Source organism: Streptomyces sp. MAI_2237, assembly GCF_054189285.1.
Genome location: NZ_JAJPGQ010000003.1, coordinates 2,393,895 through 2,409,818, shown reverse-complemented (window position 1 = coordinate 2,409,818; position 15,924 = coordinate 2,393,895). Strand labels below are relative to the sequence as shown.

13 protein-coding genes and 1 pseudogene are annotated in these 15,924 nt (G+C 72.0%); 4 read left to right on the top strand and 10 right to left on the bottom strand.

Features of this window, described 5'->3' with window-relative positions:
* Window positions 1-12 precede the first annotated feature (12 nt).
* The 6 genes from cimA to ureA all read right to left on the bottom strand — a co-directional run bounded on the left by cimA (window position 13) and on the right by ureA (window position 7,371).
* Window positions 13-1,617 carry a citramalate synthase gene (gene cimA, locus LN251_RS21590; RefSeq protein WP_458245823.1) on the bottom strand — a complete coding sequence of 535 codons (1,605 nt, stop codon included), beginning with the start codon at window positions 1,615-1,617 and terminating at the stop codon, window positions 13-15.
* A 478-nt stretch (window positions 1,618-2,095) separates the two neighbouring features.
* Complete coding sequence (locus tag LN251_RS21585) at window positions 2,096-3,181, bottom strand: protein TolB (protein WP_458245822.1); 1,086 nt, start codon at window positions 3,179-3,181, stop codon at window positions 2,096-2,098.
* 123 nt (window positions 3,182-3,304) lie between these two features.
* Window positions 3,305-3,913 (bottom strand): TetR/AcrR family transcriptional regulator, encoded by a 609-nt coding sequence (locus tag LN251_RS21580; protein ID WP_458245821.1) that lies wholly within the window; start codon window positions 3,911-3,913, stop codon window positions 3,305-3,307.
* A gap of 9 nt (window positions 3,914-3,922) precedes the next feature.
* Window positions 3,923-4,957: an agmatine deiminase family protein gene (locus LN251_RS21575; RefSeq protein ID WP_458245820.1), complete on the bottom strand. Its 1,035-nt coding sequence runs from the start codon at window positions 4,955-4,957 to the stop codon at window positions 3,923-3,925.
* A gap of 12 nt (window positions 4,958-4,969) precedes the next feature.
* Entirely contained in the window at window positions 4,970-6,679 is a 1,710-nt protein-coding gene (locus LN251_RS21570) for an urease subunit alpha (protein ID WP_458245819.1), read from the bottom strand.
* Complete coding sequence (ureA, locus tag LN251_RS21565) at window positions 6,676-7,371, bottom strand: urease subunit gamma (RefSeq protein ID WP_458245818.1); 696 nt, start codon at window positions 7,369-7,371, stop codon at window positions 6,676-6,678. The genes LN251_RS21570 and ureA overlap by 4 nt, the downstream gene beginning before the upstream one ends.
* 116 nt (window positions 7,372-7,487) lie before the next feature.
* Between ureA and LN251_RS21560 the strand changes: the two genes are divergently transcribed.
* Entirely contained in the window at window positions 7,488-8,930 is a 1,443-nt protein-coding gene (locus tag LN251_RS21560) for a cytosine permease (protein WP_458245817.1), read from the top strand.
* A gap of 226 nt (window positions 8,931-9,156) precedes the next feature.
* On the opposite strand, the gene LN251_RS21555 is transcribed toward LN251_RS21560, so the two are convergent.
* Window positions 9,157-10,245, bottom strand: a complete 1,089-nt coding sequence (locus LN251_RS21555) for a branched-chain amino acid aminotransferase (RefSeq protein ID WP_458245816.1) — start codon at window positions 10,243-10,245, stop codon at window positions 9,157-9,159.
* A gap of 254 nt (window positions 10,246-10,499) precedes the next feature.
* The gene (locus LN251_RS21550; RefSeq protein ID WP_362987782.1) at window positions 10,500-11,543 is read right to left on the bottom strand and encodes a 3-isopropylmalate dehydrogenase; all 1,044 of its coding nucleotides are present in this window, start codon (window positions 11,541-11,543) and stop codon (window positions 10,500-10,502) included.
* Window positions 11,544-11,683: 140 nt separating this feature from the next.
* Here LN251_RS21550 and LN251_RS21545 point away from each other — a divergent pair.
* A pseudogene (locus tag LN251_RS21545) lies at window positions 11,684-12,490 on the top strand (fibronectin type III domain-containing protein).
* Between the two features lie 52 nt (window positions 12,491-12,542).
* Here LN251_RS21545 and LN251_RS21540 read toward each other — a convergent pair.
* Window positions 12,543-12,674, bottom strand: a complete 132-nt coding sequence (locus LN251_RS21540) for a hypothetical protein (protein ID WP_267955930.1) — start codon at window positions 12,672-12,674, stop codon at window positions 12,543-12,545.
* A gap of 360 nt (window positions 12,675-13,034) precedes the next feature.
* Here LN251_RS21540 and LN251_RS21535 point away from each other — a divergent pair, with 360 nt between their 5' ends.
* Window positions 13,035-13,982: an NADP-dependent oxidoreductase gene (locus LN251_RS21535; protein WP_458245815.1), complete on the top strand. Its 948-nt coding sequence runs from the start codon at window positions 13,035-13,037 to the stop codon at window positions 13,980-13,982.
* A 48-nt stretch (window positions 13,983-14,030) separates the two neighbouring features.
* A complete protein-coding gene (locus LN251_RS21530; RefSeq protein WP_458245814.1) occupies window positions 14,031-14,237 on the top strand; it encodes a DUF5988 family protein in 207 nt (68 codons plus the stop codon).
* 54 nt (window positions 14,238-14,291) lie between these two features.
* Here LN251_RS21530 and pruA read toward each other — a convergent pair whose 3' ends face one another.
* Window positions 14,292-15,923, bottom strand: coding sequence for an L-glutamate gamma-semialdehyde dehydrogenase (pruA, locus tag LN251_RS21525; RefSeq protein WP_458245813.1), 1,632 nt, complete (start codon window positions 15,921-15,923; stop codon window positions 14,292-14,294).
* Between the last annotated feature and the right edge of the window lies 1 nt (window position 15,924).

The window sequence follows — 15,924 nt, the reverse complement described above, 5'->3', positions numbered from 1 at the left end:
CACCGGGGGCCGTCACTCGGCGGGCTGGACCCCGGCCCGCAGCAGACCGTAGGTGTACGCGTCCTCCAGCGCCTGCCAGGAGGCCGCGATGACGTTCTCGGCCACGCCCACCGTGGACCACTCGCCGCTTCCGTCGGACGTGGCGATCAGCACGCGCGTGGTGGACTCGGTGCCGTGGACGCCCTCCAGGATGCGGACCTTGTAGTCGACGAGGTCGAGCTTGGCCAGCTGCGGGTAGATCTTCTCCAGTGCCACGCGCAGAGCGCGGTCGAGGGCGTTGACCGGGCCGTTGCCCTCCGCGGTGGCGACGATCCGCTCGCCCTTGGCGTAGAGCTTGACCGTGGCCTCGTTGGCGTGGGTGCCGTCGGGGCGGTCCTCGACGATGGCACGCCAGGACTCGACCTCGAAGTACTTCAGCGGCCTGCCCTCGACCTCGCCGCGCAGCAGCAGTTCGAAGGAGGCGTCGGCGGCCTCGTACGTGTAGCCCTTGAGCTCGCGCTCCTTGACGCGCTCCACGACCCGGCCGACCAGTTCGCGGTCGCCGCCGAGGTCGACGCCGAGCTCCTTGCCCTTGAGCTCGATGGAGGCACGGCCGGCCATGTCGGAGACGAGCATCCGCATGGTGTTGCCGACCAGTTCGGGGTCGATGTGCTGGTAGAGGTCCGGGTCGACCTTGATCGCGGAGGCGTGCAGGCCGGCCTTGTGGGCGAAGGCGGAGACGCCGACGTAGGGCTGGTGGGTGGAGGGGGTGAGGTTGACGACCTCGGCGATGGCGTGCGAGATGCGGGTCATCTCGCGCAGCTTGCCGTCGGGCAGGACCTTCTTGCCGTACTTCAGCTCCAGGGCGGCGACGACCGGGAAGAGGTTGGCGTTGCCCACCCGCTCGCCGTAGCCGTTCGCGGTGCACTGGACGTGGGTCGCGCCCGCGTCCACGGCGGCGAGGGTGTTGGCGACCGCGCAGCCGGTGTCGTCCTGGGCGTGGATGCCGAGCCGGGCGCCGGTGTCGGCGAGGACCGTGGAGACCACGGCCTGCACCTGCGCCGGCAGCATGCCGCCGTTGGTGTCGCACAGGATCACCACGGAGGCGCCGGCCTCCGAGGCGGCCCGTACCACGGCCTTCGCGTACTCGGGGTTGGCCCGGTAGCCGTCGAAGAAGTGCTCGCAGTCGACGAAGACGCGGCGGCCCTCGGAGACCAGGTGGGAGACGGTGTCGCGGACCATCTCCAGGTTCTCCTCCAGCGTCGTCCTGAGCGCCAGCTCGACATGGCGGTCGTGGGACTTGGCGACCAGCGTGATCACTTCGGTGCCCGAGTCCAGGAGCGCCTTGACCTGCGGGTCGTCGCTCGCCTTGGCTCCGGCCCGGCGGGTGGCGCCGAAGGCGACGAGCTGGGCGTGCCGGAAGTCGATCTCCTGTCGGGCGCGGGCGAAGAACTCGGTGTCCCGCGGGTTGGCGCCGGGCCAGCCGCCCTCGATGAAGCCCACGCCGAAGTCGTCCAGGTGCCGTGCGATCGCGAGCTTGTCGGCGACGGTGAGGTTGATGCCCTCACGCTGCGCGCCGTCGCGCAGGGTCGTGTCGAAGACGTGGAACGAATCGTCGAGCTCGCTGGTTTCGGTCATGGTGTCAAGGCTCCTGTGTTGGATCTCGGTCGTACCGGAATGACCGGCTCCACCGTCCTCCAATGATCCCTCGCGCTGTGCCTCCGGCTGCAGGTGGGCCAGAAATGCGAAAAACCCCTCGCGGGTGCGAGAGGTCTGCGCGCGGGTCGAGGACGACGGTGTCCGCCCGTACCTGGTCGTACGTGGCGGTCACTGCGGACCGGCGCGCCTGCTGCCAATAATCATGGCGAACGAGAGCACGGGGGCAGTCTGGCACAGACCGCCCCCGCGCTCACCGGTTGTCTCAGTATGCGAACCCCCCGTGGTCAGCGCGGGTCCCCCACGAAGACGTCGGCGACGCCGTTCGTGTCGCCAAGGACGAGGTTCGAGGCGGTGGAGGGGAAGGCGGCGCGGTGACCGTGGGCGCCCCGACCACCAGGGCCGCGCCGAGAGCCGTACGACGTGCGGGTGCGAGATGCATGGAGGCCCCCTGCGGTGTTCAGCGGCGGACGAAGACGTCGGCGACGCCGTTCGTGTCGCCGGGGACGAGGTCGTCGGCGGCGGAGGAGAAGACCAGGCTCCGCTCGCTCAGCGCGCCGGCACCGGCGCCCGCCGCGTCCGACGCGGCGACGACGACGTGGTCGGCGCCCGTGCGCAGGTCCCGTATGCGCAGGGCCGCCTGCCCGTCCGCGTAGAGGAGCCTTCGCCCGTCCGGCGAGACGGCCCGCGCGGTCACCCCGGGGAACCGCTGGACGCGCCCGGTGCGCAGATCCCGCACGTACGCGCCGTCCGCCGAACGCATCGCCACCGTGCGGCCGTCGGCACTCAGCTGGACCAGTCCGGAAGGGGTGCCGTCGTCCACCCTGGTGTGCCGGCCCGTGCGCCGGTCGGCGACCCACACCTCGCCCGCGCCGTCGTCCTGGTAGGCGACGAGGCGGCCGTCCGCGCTGATCGACGGGTGGGACATGTCCCGGCCAGGGGCGTCCTGCGGGCCGTCGCTGACGGTCTGGTGGCCGCCGGTGATCCGGTCGTAGACGTCGACGCGGGTGGGGATCGACGGGTGATAGGGCACGAACTGGAAGGCCACGAACCGGCCGTCGGCGCTGATCGACGGCTGGTAGGCGCTTTCCCTGAACCCGGCGCCGTCGATCTTGGTCCGGGTGCCGGTGGCACGGTCGGTGAGGAAGACGCCGATGTCGTGGCCGCCCCAGCCGATGGTTGCCGCCCAGCGGCCGCCGGCGCTCAGGGACGGCACGCTCAGCGCCTCGTCGACCCTGCTGACGGCGCCGGTGCGCAGATCACGGACGTAGGACTGGCTCTCGGCGCCGTGTCCGGGCTCGGGGACGAGGTTGGTGGCGGTCGAACGGAAGGCGACGAAGCGGCCGTTCGCGGTGAGAGCGGCGGGGCCGGACGCCTTGTCGGCCTGTGTGCCGTCGGCGGCGGTGCTGACGCGCTGGACGTGGTGCGGGCGGGCGGCCGCGGCGGCCGTCGGGGCCGCGAGCCCCGTGACGGCGAGCAGAAGGGCGCCCGCCAGGGCGCCGGTCACCAAGGACCCGGATGCGGAAGTGGAAGTGGAAGTGGACATGATTACCCCCCGGAATCGTGTCTTTCGCCAAGCCTCCCGGTCTCGCGCCGGGGACTCAACGGATGCCACCGCACCGCGTATCTCGGGTCAATCCGCCCTCTTGCGTACAACCCGGGCGGCTGATCAGTCGTCCGCGGGGCCCGCCGTCACCGCGTCGTCCAGGAACTCCCGCACATGACCGAGAACCTGCTCCCGGTCGGTGCCCCGCAGGCCGATGGCCACATGGATGGAGAAGCCGTCCAGCAGCGCCCGCAGCCGGGAGGCGAAGCGGTCGGGGTCGACCCGGCGGAACTCGCCCCGCGAGACGCCCTCCGCGACCAGCGCCACCAGGTCACGGTGCCAGGCGCCCTCGATGGCGGCCTGGCGGTCACGGGCGTCCTCGTCGGCGCCCCGCGACCGGTTCCAGACCTCCAGCCACAGGGTCCAGTGCGGGTCGCGGTGGCCGTCGGGGACGTAGAGGTCGACGTAGGCGTCGAGCCGTTCGCGGACCGCGCCCGGGCGGGCCAGCAGCCGGCTGCGCTCGGCGCCCAGCCGGCCCTCGCTCCACTCCAGGGTCCGCAGCAGGAGTTCGTCCTTGGAGTGGAAGTAGTAGAGCAGGTGGCCGCTGCTCATCCCCACCTCGCGGCCGAGCGCCGCCATGGTCAGCTGCTCCAGACCGCCCTCGGCGATCATGGCCATGGCGGCGGCGAGGACGTCCTCCCGGGGCGGGGCCTGTCTGCGCCCACCGGCCATGCGCTGCTCCTAGATCCTCGGCTGCTGCTGGGTGATGCAGTGGATGCCACCGCCACCGGAGAAGATCGTACGGGCGTCGACGAGCGTCACCGTCCGCTCGGGGAACAGCCGGCGGAAGATCCCGGCGGCGATCTCGTCGCGCGGGTCGTCGAAGCCGCACAGGACGACGCCGCCGTTGCAGAGGTAGTGGTTGATGTAGGAGTAGTCGGCCCAGTGGCCGTCGGCCTCCAGGACGGTCGGAGCCGGTACCTCGACGACCTCCAGCCGGCGGCCCCGGGCGTCGGTCTGCGACCGCAGCAGGCCGATGACCTCCTGGGTCACCTCGTGGTCGGGGTGGGCGGGGTCGGGCTGGGAGTGCGCGACCACGACTCCGGGGCGAGCGAAGGCGGCGACGATGTCGACGTGGCCGAGGGTGCCGAAGCCGTGCGGGGGGTAGTCGCCGGTGAGTCCGCGCGGCAGCCAGATCGCCTTGCGGGTGCCGAGCATCCCGTGGATCTCCGCCTCGACCTGCTCGCGCGTCCAGCCGGGGTTGCGTTCGGGACCGAGCTGGACGGTCTCCGTGAGCAGCACCGTCCCCTCGCCGTCGACATGGATCGCCCCGCCCTCGTTGACGAGCTTCGAGGCGTACGTGCGCGCGCCCGCGAGGTCCGCCACATGCGCGGCGATCTTCGCGTCGTGCTCCCAGCGCGCCCAGTGCTGGGCGCCCCAGCCGTTGAACGTCCAGTCCACGGCGGCCAGTTCGCGCCCGTCGGTCAGGAAGGTCGGGCCGATGTCGCGCATCCAGGCGTCGTCGAGGTCGCGCTCGACGGTCTCGACGCCCGGGCCGAGCAGGGCGCGCGCGTCCGCCGACTGCCCCGGCCCGCACACCACCGTCACCGGCTCGAAGCGGCGGACGGCACGGGCGACGGACGCCCAGGCGATCCGGGCGGCAGCGAGGTCCTCCGGGTCGTCGAAGGTGGGGTTGGGGCCGGGCCAGGCCATCCAGGTGCGCTCGTGCGGGGCCCATTCGGCGGGCATGCGGAAACCGTCGGCGGCAGCGGACATGGTGGGTCCTTGTCAGAGGAAGTAGAGGCGGTTGAGGGGGACGGAGTCTGCGGCCGGCGAGCTGATCGGCTCTCCGTCGAGGGTGACCAGGCCGGTGCGCCCGTCGACGTCCACGGCTCCGGTACGGGAGTTGAGCCGCAGGTCGGCGGGCCCGATGCCGCGCGTGCCGCGCACGGCGACCCGCCGGCGCCGGGTCGGCATGCGGTCGTCGCCCTGTTCCAGGGCGGCGCGGGCGACGAACGCGACGGAGATGTCCGCCGGGGTCGCGCCGTGCGCCCCGAACTGCGGTCCCAGGACAAGGGGTTCGCAGGTGTCGGTGGCCGCGTTCGGGTCGCCGACCACGCCGTACGCCGGGAAGCCGGCCTTCAGCACCAGCTGCGGCTTGGCCCCGAAGTACTCCGGCCGCCACAGCACGATGTCGGCGAGCTTGCCGACCTCGATCGAGCCGACCTCGTGCGAAAGCCCGTGCGCGATGGCCGGGTTGATCGTGAGCTTGGCGATGTAGCGCAGGACGCGCTCGTTGTCGTGCTCGTCCGGGGCGCCGAACTGGGCCTTCATCTTGGCGGCCATGGCGAGGGTGCGGCGCACGGTCTCGCCGGCCCGCCCCATGCCCTGCGCGTCGGAGGAGGTGATGCCGATCGCGCCCAGGTCGTGCAGGACGTCCTCGGCGCCCATGGTCCCGGCGCGGATGCGGTCGCGGGCCATGGCGGCGTCGCCGGGCAGGTCGGTCTTCAGGTCGTGGACGGAGACGATCATGCCGTAGTGCTCGGCGACGGCGTCCCGGCCGAAGGGCAGGGTGGGGTTGGTGGAGGAGCCGATGACGTTCGGGACGCCGGCCATCTTCAGGACGTTGGGGACGTGCCCGCCGCCGCAGCCCTCGATGTGGAAGGCGTGGATGGTGCGCCCCTCGAGGACGCGCAGGGTGTCCTCCACCGACAGGCACTCGTTCAGCCCATCGCTGTGCAGGGCGACCTGGACGTCGTGCTCCTCGGCGACCCGCAGCGCCGTGTCCAGCGCCCGGGTGTGGGCGCCCATGTCCTCGTGCACCTTGAATCCGCAGGCACCCCCTTCCGCCAGCGCCTCGACCAGCGGCGCCTCGTGCGAGGACGAACCCCGGCCCAGGAAGCCGATGTTGACGGGCCAGGCGTCGAAGGCGTTGAACGCGTGCCGCAGCGCCCACGGCGAGTTGACGCCGACACCCCACACCGGCCCGAACTCCTGGCCGATGACCGTGGTCACGCCGGAGGCCAGCGAGGCCTCCATGATCCGCGGCGACAGCAGATGGACGTGCGTGTCCACGGCACCGGCGGTGGCGATCAGCCCCTCGCCGGACACGATGGACGTCCCGGTCCCCACGACGACGTCGACCCCGTCGAGCGTGTCCGGGTTCCCGGCCCGTCCGACGGCACAGATCCGCCCCTCCCGGATGCCGATCGACACCTTGCGGATCCCCAGCACGGCGTCGATGACGACGACGTTGGAGACGACGACGTCGCAGGTCTCGCGCACGGCGGCGGCCTTCAGATGCAGTCCGTCGCGCGCGGTCTTGCCGAACCCGGCCAGGAACTCGTCGCCGTACGCCTGGGAGTCCGACTCGATCCGGACCGTGAGCCCCGAGTCGCCGAGCCGGACCCGGTCGCCGGCGCGCGGGCCGTGTGCGGCCGCGTACTCGTGGGGGGTGAGGCGGCGGGCCTCGGCGGGGTGGCCTCCGGGGCGGCTCATCGCTCGGCCCCCTCGGCGGGGACGCCCAGGTAGCCGCAGGCCGCGGCGCGGCGCAGCGCCTCCTCGCGGGCGCCGGGCGCGTCCAGCGGCCCGTCGACGAGGCCGGCGAAGCCGATGGCGATCCGGGCACCGCCGATCGGCACCAGGCCGACCTCGAGCGACTCCCCCGGCCCGAACCGCACCGACGACCCCGCGGGCACGGCGAGCCGCATCCCGTAGGCCTTCTCCCGTACGAAGTCCAGGCGCGGGTTGGCCTCGAAGAAGTGGAAGTGGGAGGTGACGGAGACGGGCACGGTCGCGGTGTTGGTGACCGTGAGCCGGACGGCCGCGTCCGGGTCGGCGTGCAGGGGCCCCGGCAGCAGGGCGCCCGGTGCCTGCTCCCCCAGCCCGCCGCCGATCGGGTCGGTGACGACCGCGAGCCGGGAGCCGTCGTCGAAGACCGCCTCGACGTGCACCTCGGTGACGACGTCCGCGACGCCGGGCAGCACGTCGGCCGGGCCGAGGACCGACCGGGCGCGCTCGACGGCCTCGGCGAGACGGGCGCCGTCCCGGGCGGCCTCGCACACGGTGTCCGCGATGAGCGCGCTGGCCTCCGGCACATTGAGCCGGAGGCCGCGGGCCCGCCTGGCGCGGGCCAGCTCGGCGGCCCCGAAGAGCAGCAGGCGGTCGCGTTCCGTGGGGGTGAGTCGCATCTCGCATCCCTCCTTTAGAGCGACACTCTAAACCGAGAATCCCCGATACGAAACGCTTGACGCGACGATGCGCTCAGGTTCACATTGAGCGGCACTCAAAACGAGGGAGACCCACCATGCCGATCTCGATGGAACAGCGCGGAGTCGACACGATCCCCGACGAGGAACGCACCAGCGGGCCGCGAGACCTCGTCTCGATCCTGCTCGGCTCCAACCTCTGCCTGGGGGTGATCATCTTCGGCTGGCTGCCGCCGTCGTTCGGCCTGGACTGGTGGTCCTCGCTGAGCTCGATCGTGGTGGGCACGCTGGCCGGCACGGTCCTGACCGCGCCGCTCGCCCTGATCTCCCTGCGTACCGCCACGAACCTGTCCACCTCCTCCGGCGCCCAGTTCGGTGTGCGGGGGCGCCTGGTCGGCTCGGTCGTGGGCCTGCTCCTCGCCCTCGGCTACACCGCGCTGACCGTGTGGATCGGCGGGGACGTGATGGTGAGCGTCCTGCGGCGGATGTTCGGGCTGCCGGTGGACGGGGTGGCGTACGCCCTGGTCTACGCGCTGCTCGCCGGGGCGACCGTCGCGGGCGCGGTGTACGGCTACCGCGTGCTGCTGGCGATGTCCCGGTTCCTGGCGATCGGCATGACCGCCCTGCTGGCGCTCGGGGTCGTCGCCTACGCCCCGCACTTCACCACCGCCGCGCTCCCGGAGGCCGGCGGCTATCTGCTGGGCGGTTTCTGGCCGACGTGGTTCCTCGCGACGGTGGCCGCCGGCCTGTCCGGTCCGATCGCCTTCATCACCCTGCTCGGCGACTACACCCGCTACATCTCACCGGCCCGCCACTCCTCCCGCCGGGTGCTGCACGCCACCTGGCTCGGCCTGATCCTCGGACTGCTGGTCCCCCAGCTCTTCGGCACCTTCACCGCGTACGCGGCGCGGGCGACGGCGGACTACGCGGGCCCGCTGGTGTCGGCGTCCCCCGCCTGGTACCTGCCGCCGCTGCTGCTCGCGGCCTCGGCGGGCTCGGTGGGCAACGCGGGTCTGATGCTGTACTCCATGGGCCTCGACCTGGACGCGATCCTGCCGCGCGCGTCCCGGGCCCGGGCCACCTGCGCGGTCGCCGCCGTCGCGACGGTCTGTGTCTTCGTCGGCCACTACTACTCGACCGCCCAGGACGCCATGACGTCCTTCGTGCTGCTGCTGACCGCCATCGGCACCCCGTGGGCGGTCATCACCCTGATCGGCTTCGTGCGCTGCCGCGGGGTGTACGACGCGGACGCGCTGCAGGTCTTCAACCGCCGTGCGCGGGGCGGCGTCTACTGGTACCGGTCCGGCTGGAACATCCCGGCGACGCTCTCCTGGGCGGTGGGCGCCGCGGTCGGCCTGCTGGCGGTGTCCCTCCCGTCGTACGAGGGTCCGCTGCTGTCGCTGACGGGCGGGGTCGACTGCAGCTTCGTCCTGTCGGGCCTGGTGGGCGGCGCGGTGTACCTGCTGCTGCAGCGCGGGGCACCTTCCGAGCAGAGGGCGGCACCCGCAGCCCGTCCGGCGTTCGAGGACGAGGCCGTCTAGGTAGGGCCTGGCGTTCGGATCAGGTCGGCGTCGCGGGCCCTGGCACGCACTCCCCCAGAGGGGGCACCCACTCCCTCCTCTGCCTTGCAGCTGCACGCACCGGACCCCGCTCGGGTCGGCCACGACGCACCGTCCCCTGCGGCCGACCTGATCCAAACGACAGGCCCTGGGCCGAAGCGGGGGTCTGGGGGCGGTAGCCCCCAGACGGCCACGACTACGCCGGCGGCTAGGCGAGCGGGTGCATCCAGCCGTGCTTGTCCTCCGTCGTGCCGCGCTGGATGTTCAGCAGGGCCTCGCGGAGCCTCATCGTGACCTCGCCGGGCTCGCCGCCCGCCTGCTGCCACTCGGCGCTCTCGCGCTTGACCGTGCCGACGGGGGTGATGACGGCCGCAGTGCCGCAGGCGAAGACCTCGGTGAGGGTGCCGTTCTCGGCGTCGCGCTGCCACTGGTCGATGGAGACGCGGCCCTCCTCGGACGCGTAGCCGAGGTCGCGGGCGACGGCGAGGAGGCTGTCGCGGGTGACGCCCTCCAGGATGGAGCCGGTCAGGGTCGGCGTGACGATCCTGTCCCCGTACACGAAGTACAGGTTCATGCCGCCGAGTTCCTCGACCCACTTGTGCTCGACCGCGTCGAGGTAGCAGACCTGGTCGCAGCCCTTGGCGGCGGCCTCGGCCTGGGCGAGCAGGGAGGCCGCGTAGTTGCCGCCGGTCTTGGCGTCGCCGGTGCCGCCGGGGACGGCGCGGACGCGGTTCTCGGAGAGCCAGATGGTGACCGGCTTGACGCCGCCGGGGAAGTAGGCGCCGGCCGGGGAGGCGATGACCAGGAAGAGGTACTCGTTGGCGGGCTTGACGCCCAGGCCGACCTCGGTCGCGATCATGAACGGACGCAGGTAGAGCGATTCCTCGCCGCCGTGCGCGGGCACCCACGCCTTGTCCTGCTGGACCAGCGCGTCGCAGGCCTCGATGAACGTCTCGACGGGAAGCTCGGGCATGCCGAGGCGGTGCGCGGAACGCTGGAAGCGCTCGGCGTTCTTCTCGGGGCGGAAGGTGGCGACGGAGCCGTCGGGCTGCCGGTAGGCCTTCAGGCCCTCGAAGATCTCCTGCGCGTAGTGCAGGACCATGGTGGCGGGGTCGAGGGAGAGCGGGGCGTACGGGACGAGCTGGCCGTCGTGCCAGCCGCGGCCCTCGGTCCACTTGATCGTCACCATGTGGTCGGTGAAGTGGCGGCCGAACCCGGGGTTCGCCAGGATCGCGGTGCGCTCGGCGTCGGAGAGCGGGCTGGCGGAGGGCTTGAGCTCGATCGTGGGCGTCGTCATGAGTGGTTGTCCTTCACCGGTTGTGTAGTGACGGGCCGCGCCACGCCCTTCGCTGCCAGTGGCCAGTACCAGGACGTCCGAGCATTCCCTCACTCCGCGGCTCCGCGTTCGATTATCGCAAGCGGGGAGCCGGGGAAGAAAACGGCGTGAATGCGACCCAGGGGATGATGGTGGCACCCGGCGGGGGACATGCGAAAGCCGCCGGGTGCGAGTGACCCGGCGGCTTCGAATACTTCCTCGAGTAAACCGCCCGGTCAGCCGGCTACTCGTACGGCCAGCGCGTCGCCGATCTCCGACGTGCTGCGGGCGGGCTTGCCGGTGCGCTCGGCCAGGTCGGCGGAGACCGCCTCGTCGATGCGGGCGGCCTCGGCCTCGTAGCCGAGGTGGCGCAGGAGCAGGGCGACGGACAGGACCGTGGCGGTGGGGTCGGCCTTGCCCTGGCCGGCGATGTCGGGCGCGGAACCGTGGACCGGCTCGAACATCGAGGGGAACTCGCCGGAGGGGTTGATGTTGCCGCTCGCGGCGACGCCGATGCCGCCGGAGACGGCCGCGGCGAGGTCGGTGATGATGTCGCCGAAGAGGTTGTCGGTGACGATCACGTCGAAGCGCTCGGGCTGGGTGACCAGGTAGATGGTCGCCGCGTCCACGTGCATGTACTCGGTGGTGACCTCGGGGAACTCCGCGGCGACCTTGTTGAAGACGTTCGTCCACAGGTGGCCCGCGAAGGTCAGCACGTTGTTCTTGTGGATCAGCGCGAGCTTCTTGCGGGGGCGGGCCTGGGCGCGGGCGAAGGCGTCACGGACCACGCGCTCGACACCGAAGGCGGTGTTGACGGAGACCTCGGTGGCGACCTCGTGCTCGGTGCCCTTGCGGATGGTGCCGCCGTTGCCGGTGTACGGGCCCTCGGTGCCCTCACGCACGACGACGAAGTCGATGCTCGGCTCACCGGCGAGGGGGGTGGCCACACCCGGGAGCAGCTTGCTCGGCCGCAGGTTGACGTGGTGGTCGAAGGCGAAGCGGAGCTTGAGCAGGAAGCCGCGCTCCAGGACGCCGGAGGGGACCGACGGGTCGCCGATCGCGCCGAGCAGGATGGCGTCGTGCCCCTTGAGGGAGTCGAGGTCGGCGTCGGTGAGGGTCTCACCGGTGGCGTGGTAGCGCTTGGCGCCGAAGTCGTACTCCTTGGTCTCCAGCTTCACATCCTGCGGGAGGACGGCGGAGAGGACCTTGAGGCCTTCGGCCACGACTTCCTGCCCGATGCCGTCACCGGGGATCACTGCGAGATCGATGCTGCGAGACATGTCGGCACCCTACTCCTCGTCCCATGGGATGACATGCGTTGTCCGCGATACGGACATCGGGTGCGTGTCGCGTCAACGCGTCACCCCAGGTTCACCCTGCCGTATGGCGAGCGTCGGCCACCGCGGGGAACGTCACCGTCATGGACCTCCCCGACGTCGGCATTCCGCCCCGGCTCGCGCAGCGGATGAGCATGGCCCAGCAGCACGCGTACCTGCGGACGAACCTCGTGCCGCGACGCACGCTGGTGACGGCGGGCGCGGTGGCGACGGGCGCGGTGGCGGCGGGCGGGCTGCTGGGGCTGAGGCAGCGGCGGCGGAGCGCCGGGGACGGCGACCCGGTCGCCGCGGGCCTCGTCCACGGCCTCCGCGGTCGACGGCTCGGCCCTCTCCCCCTTCGGCCGCCACCTCGCCTCCGGCGCCGACCCGAAGACGCAGATGCGGGTGTCGTGGCAAGTCCCGCCGGCGGTACGCGGGCCGTACGTGCGCCTCGGCGTGCGCCCGGACGACCTGGGCCGGCGCGTCCCGGCCGAGGTCCGCGGCCTGCACACCCCGGGCCTGAGCGGTGTGCGCCCGGCCCTGCAGCAGCACTACCTGCACGCCGCCCTCGACGGCCTGCTGCCGGGCACGACCTACTACTACGGCGTCGGCCACGAGGGCTTCGACCCGTCACCGCGGGTGGCGGGGGCCGCGACCTGTACGGCTTCCCCTCCGGGGTGCGGGAGAGCTACGAGGGGCAGGTCACGCGCCACGAACCCGTCGACACCTTCCGGTGGACGAGGTCGCGCGCGGCCGCCAGGGAGACGGTGGAGTGGTCGAGGGTGCGCTACCGCGGCTTCTCGCTGCTGTCGGTGGAGGCGGTGAGCGGTCCGCGGCCGGGGCTGAAGGTGTCGGCGCCGGCGCAGAGCGGCGAGCGCATCGACCACTTCGAGGTGCGGCGCGGGGCATGAGCCCGCGCCGCACCCCTGACGGGCGGCTCCCGGCTGGTGGATGATGCCCGGCTCAGTGGCCGGTCGAACCGCCGTTGTCCCTGCGGTCCAGGGCGCGCTGGAGGGCGGCCGCGGCGTTCTTGCGGTCGGAATCGCTCGTGCGGGAGGTGTGACGGACTCGGCGGCGGGCGGTCGTCTCGGCCATGGGAAGTCGACTCCTTCGACATCGGGGAGTGCCATAAGAGGGGTTGCGAGACGCCGGAAGGGGCGGGGAGCGGTGCCGCAGGGGTGACCTGCTCGGGGCCCGGCTCCGGACCGCCATTCGCTTGTCGAGCGAGACGTTCGGCTCCTACAAAGCTAAGGGAGCCGGCCGTGTCTGTCTCCACAATTACTCGGACTTCCTACTATCTGAGACGGCGGATCGGGTCACACGGCTCTGAGCTGCGCTTTCGAGGCGGCACGGGCCGGGGAAGTCTGGGACGATGTACGGGTCGGAGCCCGGAGGCCACGATGGACGGAGGCGGTCGTGGACCGGCCGCAGGTCCGTACTCGGGAGGGAGACCCGATGGCCACGGAACAACCCCGCGCAACTGTGATCACGCAGCACCGCTTCGGCGGTCCTGAGGTCCTGACGGCCGAGGACCGCCCCCGCCCCGCGCCGGCCGCGGACGAGGTGCTCGTGCGGGTACGGGCCGCGGCGGTCGACCCCGTCGACCTGCTGGTGCGCTCGGGCACCGCCCCGCTCCTCGGGGAGCCCCCGTTCACCCTCGGCCGGGACGTCTCCGGCACCGTGGAGGCCGTCGGCGGGTCCGTCACCGGCTTCCGCCCCGGCGACGAGGTCTTCGGCATGATCGACGCGGGCGGGTACGCCAGCCATGTCACCGCTCCCGCCGACCGTTTCGCCGCGAAGCCCGCCGGCGTCGACCACGTCCACGCGGCGGCCGCGCCGACGGCCGCCCTCACCGCCTGGTACGCCCTGATCGACGTCGCCCGGATCGGTCCCGGCACCCGGGTGCTGATCCACGCCGCGGCCGGTTCCATCGGTCACCTGGCCGTCCAGCTCGCCAAGGCGGAGGGGGCGTACGTCGTCGCGACGGAACGGCCCGACTGCCACGGCTTCCTGTACGACCTGGGCGCCGACGAACTCGTCGACCACACGAGCGTCGACTTCTCCGACACCGTCCACGACATCGACGCGGCCCTCGACCTGGTCGGCGGCGACTTCGGCCCCCGCACCCTGAACACCCTCCGCCCGAACGGGCTGCTGCTGGCGGCGGTCCCCGGCGACCTGGGGCTGTCCCCGGAAGACGTGGAGGCCCGCGGGATGCGCTTCGCGGTCGTCCAGGCACAGCCGTCGGGCGAACGCCTCGCCAAGGTCGCCGCCCTTCTCGCGGACGGCCGCGTCCGCGTCCACGTCGAGGCGGCCCTGCCGTTCGCCGAGGCGGCCAAGGCACACGAACTGGGCGAGGCCGGCCGGCTCAAGGGCGGCCTCGTACTCGTCCTGCCGGACTGAGTCCCGGCCGGCAGACGCATCCGATCCGACACAGGAAACGGTGAGGTCATGAACGACACGGTCAAGGCACTTCTCGAAGGCGGCCCGCAGGATCTGCCCGCGCGCATCGTCGCGGTCTCCGCGCCCGGCGCCGACCTGAAGATCGAACTCCGCAACGGCTACGAGCACTTCCGTCCCACTCCGCGCCAGGCGGACACCGCCGAGGGCACGCTGCCGGTGTACGAGTGGTGGGAGCGGACGGAGATGCCCGGCTGAGCACGCGGACGGGCCGGGTCGTCGCGACCCGGCCCGTCCATGCGTCCGCGGGCGTCAGCCCATGTGCGGGTAGCTGTAGTCGGTCGGCGGGACCAGGGTCTCCTTGATGGCGCGGGTCAGCGTCCAGCGCAGCAGGTTCTGCGGGGCGCCGGCCTTGTCGTTGGTGCCGGAGGCGCGGCCGCCGCCGAAGGGCTGCTGGCCGACGACGGCGCCGGTCGACTTGTCGTTGATGTAGAAGTTGCCGGCCGCGTAGCGCAGCTTCTCCATCGTGTACGCCGCCGCCGCGCGGTCGTTGGAGACGACCGAGCCGGTCAGCGCGTAGTCGGAGACCGACTCCACCTGCGTCAGCATCTCGTCGTACTTGTCGTCCTCGTAGACGTGCACGGCGAGGAACGGGCCGAAGTACTCGGTGCGGAACACCTCGTTCTCCGGGTCGGTGCACTCCACGACGGTCGGGCGGACGAAATAGCCGACCGAGTCGTCGTAGGTGCCGCCCGCGACGATCGTGCAGGCCGGGTCGGACTTTGCGCGGTCGATGGCGGCCTTGTTCTTGGCGAAGGCGCGCTCGTCGATGACGGCGCCGATGAAGTTGGCCAGGTCGGTGACGTCACCCATGGTCAGGTAGTCGACCTCGGCCGCGAACTCCTCCTTGAAGCCGGAGTTCCAGATGGACGCCGGGATGTAGGCACGGGAGGTGGCCGAGCACTTCTGGCCCTGGTACTCGAAGGCGCCGCGCGTGAGGGCGGTCTTCAGCACCGCGCGGTCGGCGCTCGGGTGGGCGACGAGGAAGTCCTTGCCGCCGGTCTCGCCGACCAGGCGCGGGTAGGAACGGTACTTCTCGATGTTGTTGCCGACCGTCTTCCACAGGTACTGGAAGGTCTTGGTCGAGCCGGTGAAGTGGATGCCGGCGAGGTCGCGGTGCTCCAGGGCGACCTCGGAGACCGCGATGCCGTCGCCGGTGACGAGGTTGATGACGCCCTTGGGCAGACCCGCCTCCTCCAGCAGCTCCATCAGCAGCACGGCGGCGTGGGTCTGCGTCGGGGACGGCTTCCACACCACGACGTTGCCCATGAGGGCGGGGGCGGTGGGCAGGTTGGCCGCAATCGCCGAGAAGTTGAAGGGCGTGATCGCGTAGACGAAACCCTCCAGCGGGCGGTGGTCGAGGCGGTTCCACACGCCCGGGGAGTTGGCCGGAGGCTGCTCGGCCAGGATCTGGCGGGCGTAGTGGACGTTGAAGCGCCAGAAGTCGACGAGTTCGCAGGGGCTGTCGATCTCCGCCTGCTGGACGGTCTTCGACTGGCCGAGCATGGTGGAGGCGGCGATGGTCTCGCGCCACGGGCCGGCCAGCAGCTCGGCGGCGCGCAGGATGATCGCGGCACGGTCGTCGAAGGCCATCGCGCGCCAGGCCGGCGCGGCGGCGAGGGCCGCGTCGATGGCGTCACGGGCGTCCTGCTGGGTGGCGTGGCGCAGGGTGCCGAGGACGGCCTTGTGGTTGTGCGGCTGGACGACCTGGAAGGGCTCACCGCCGCCCATCCGCTTCTCGCCGCCGATGGTCATCGGCAGGTCCATCGGGTTCTCGGCCAGCTCCTTGAGCTTGGCCTCCAGCCGGGCGCGCTCGGGCGAGCCGGGGGCGTAGCCGTGCACCGGCTCGTTGACGGGGGCGGGGACCTGGGTCACAGCGTCCATG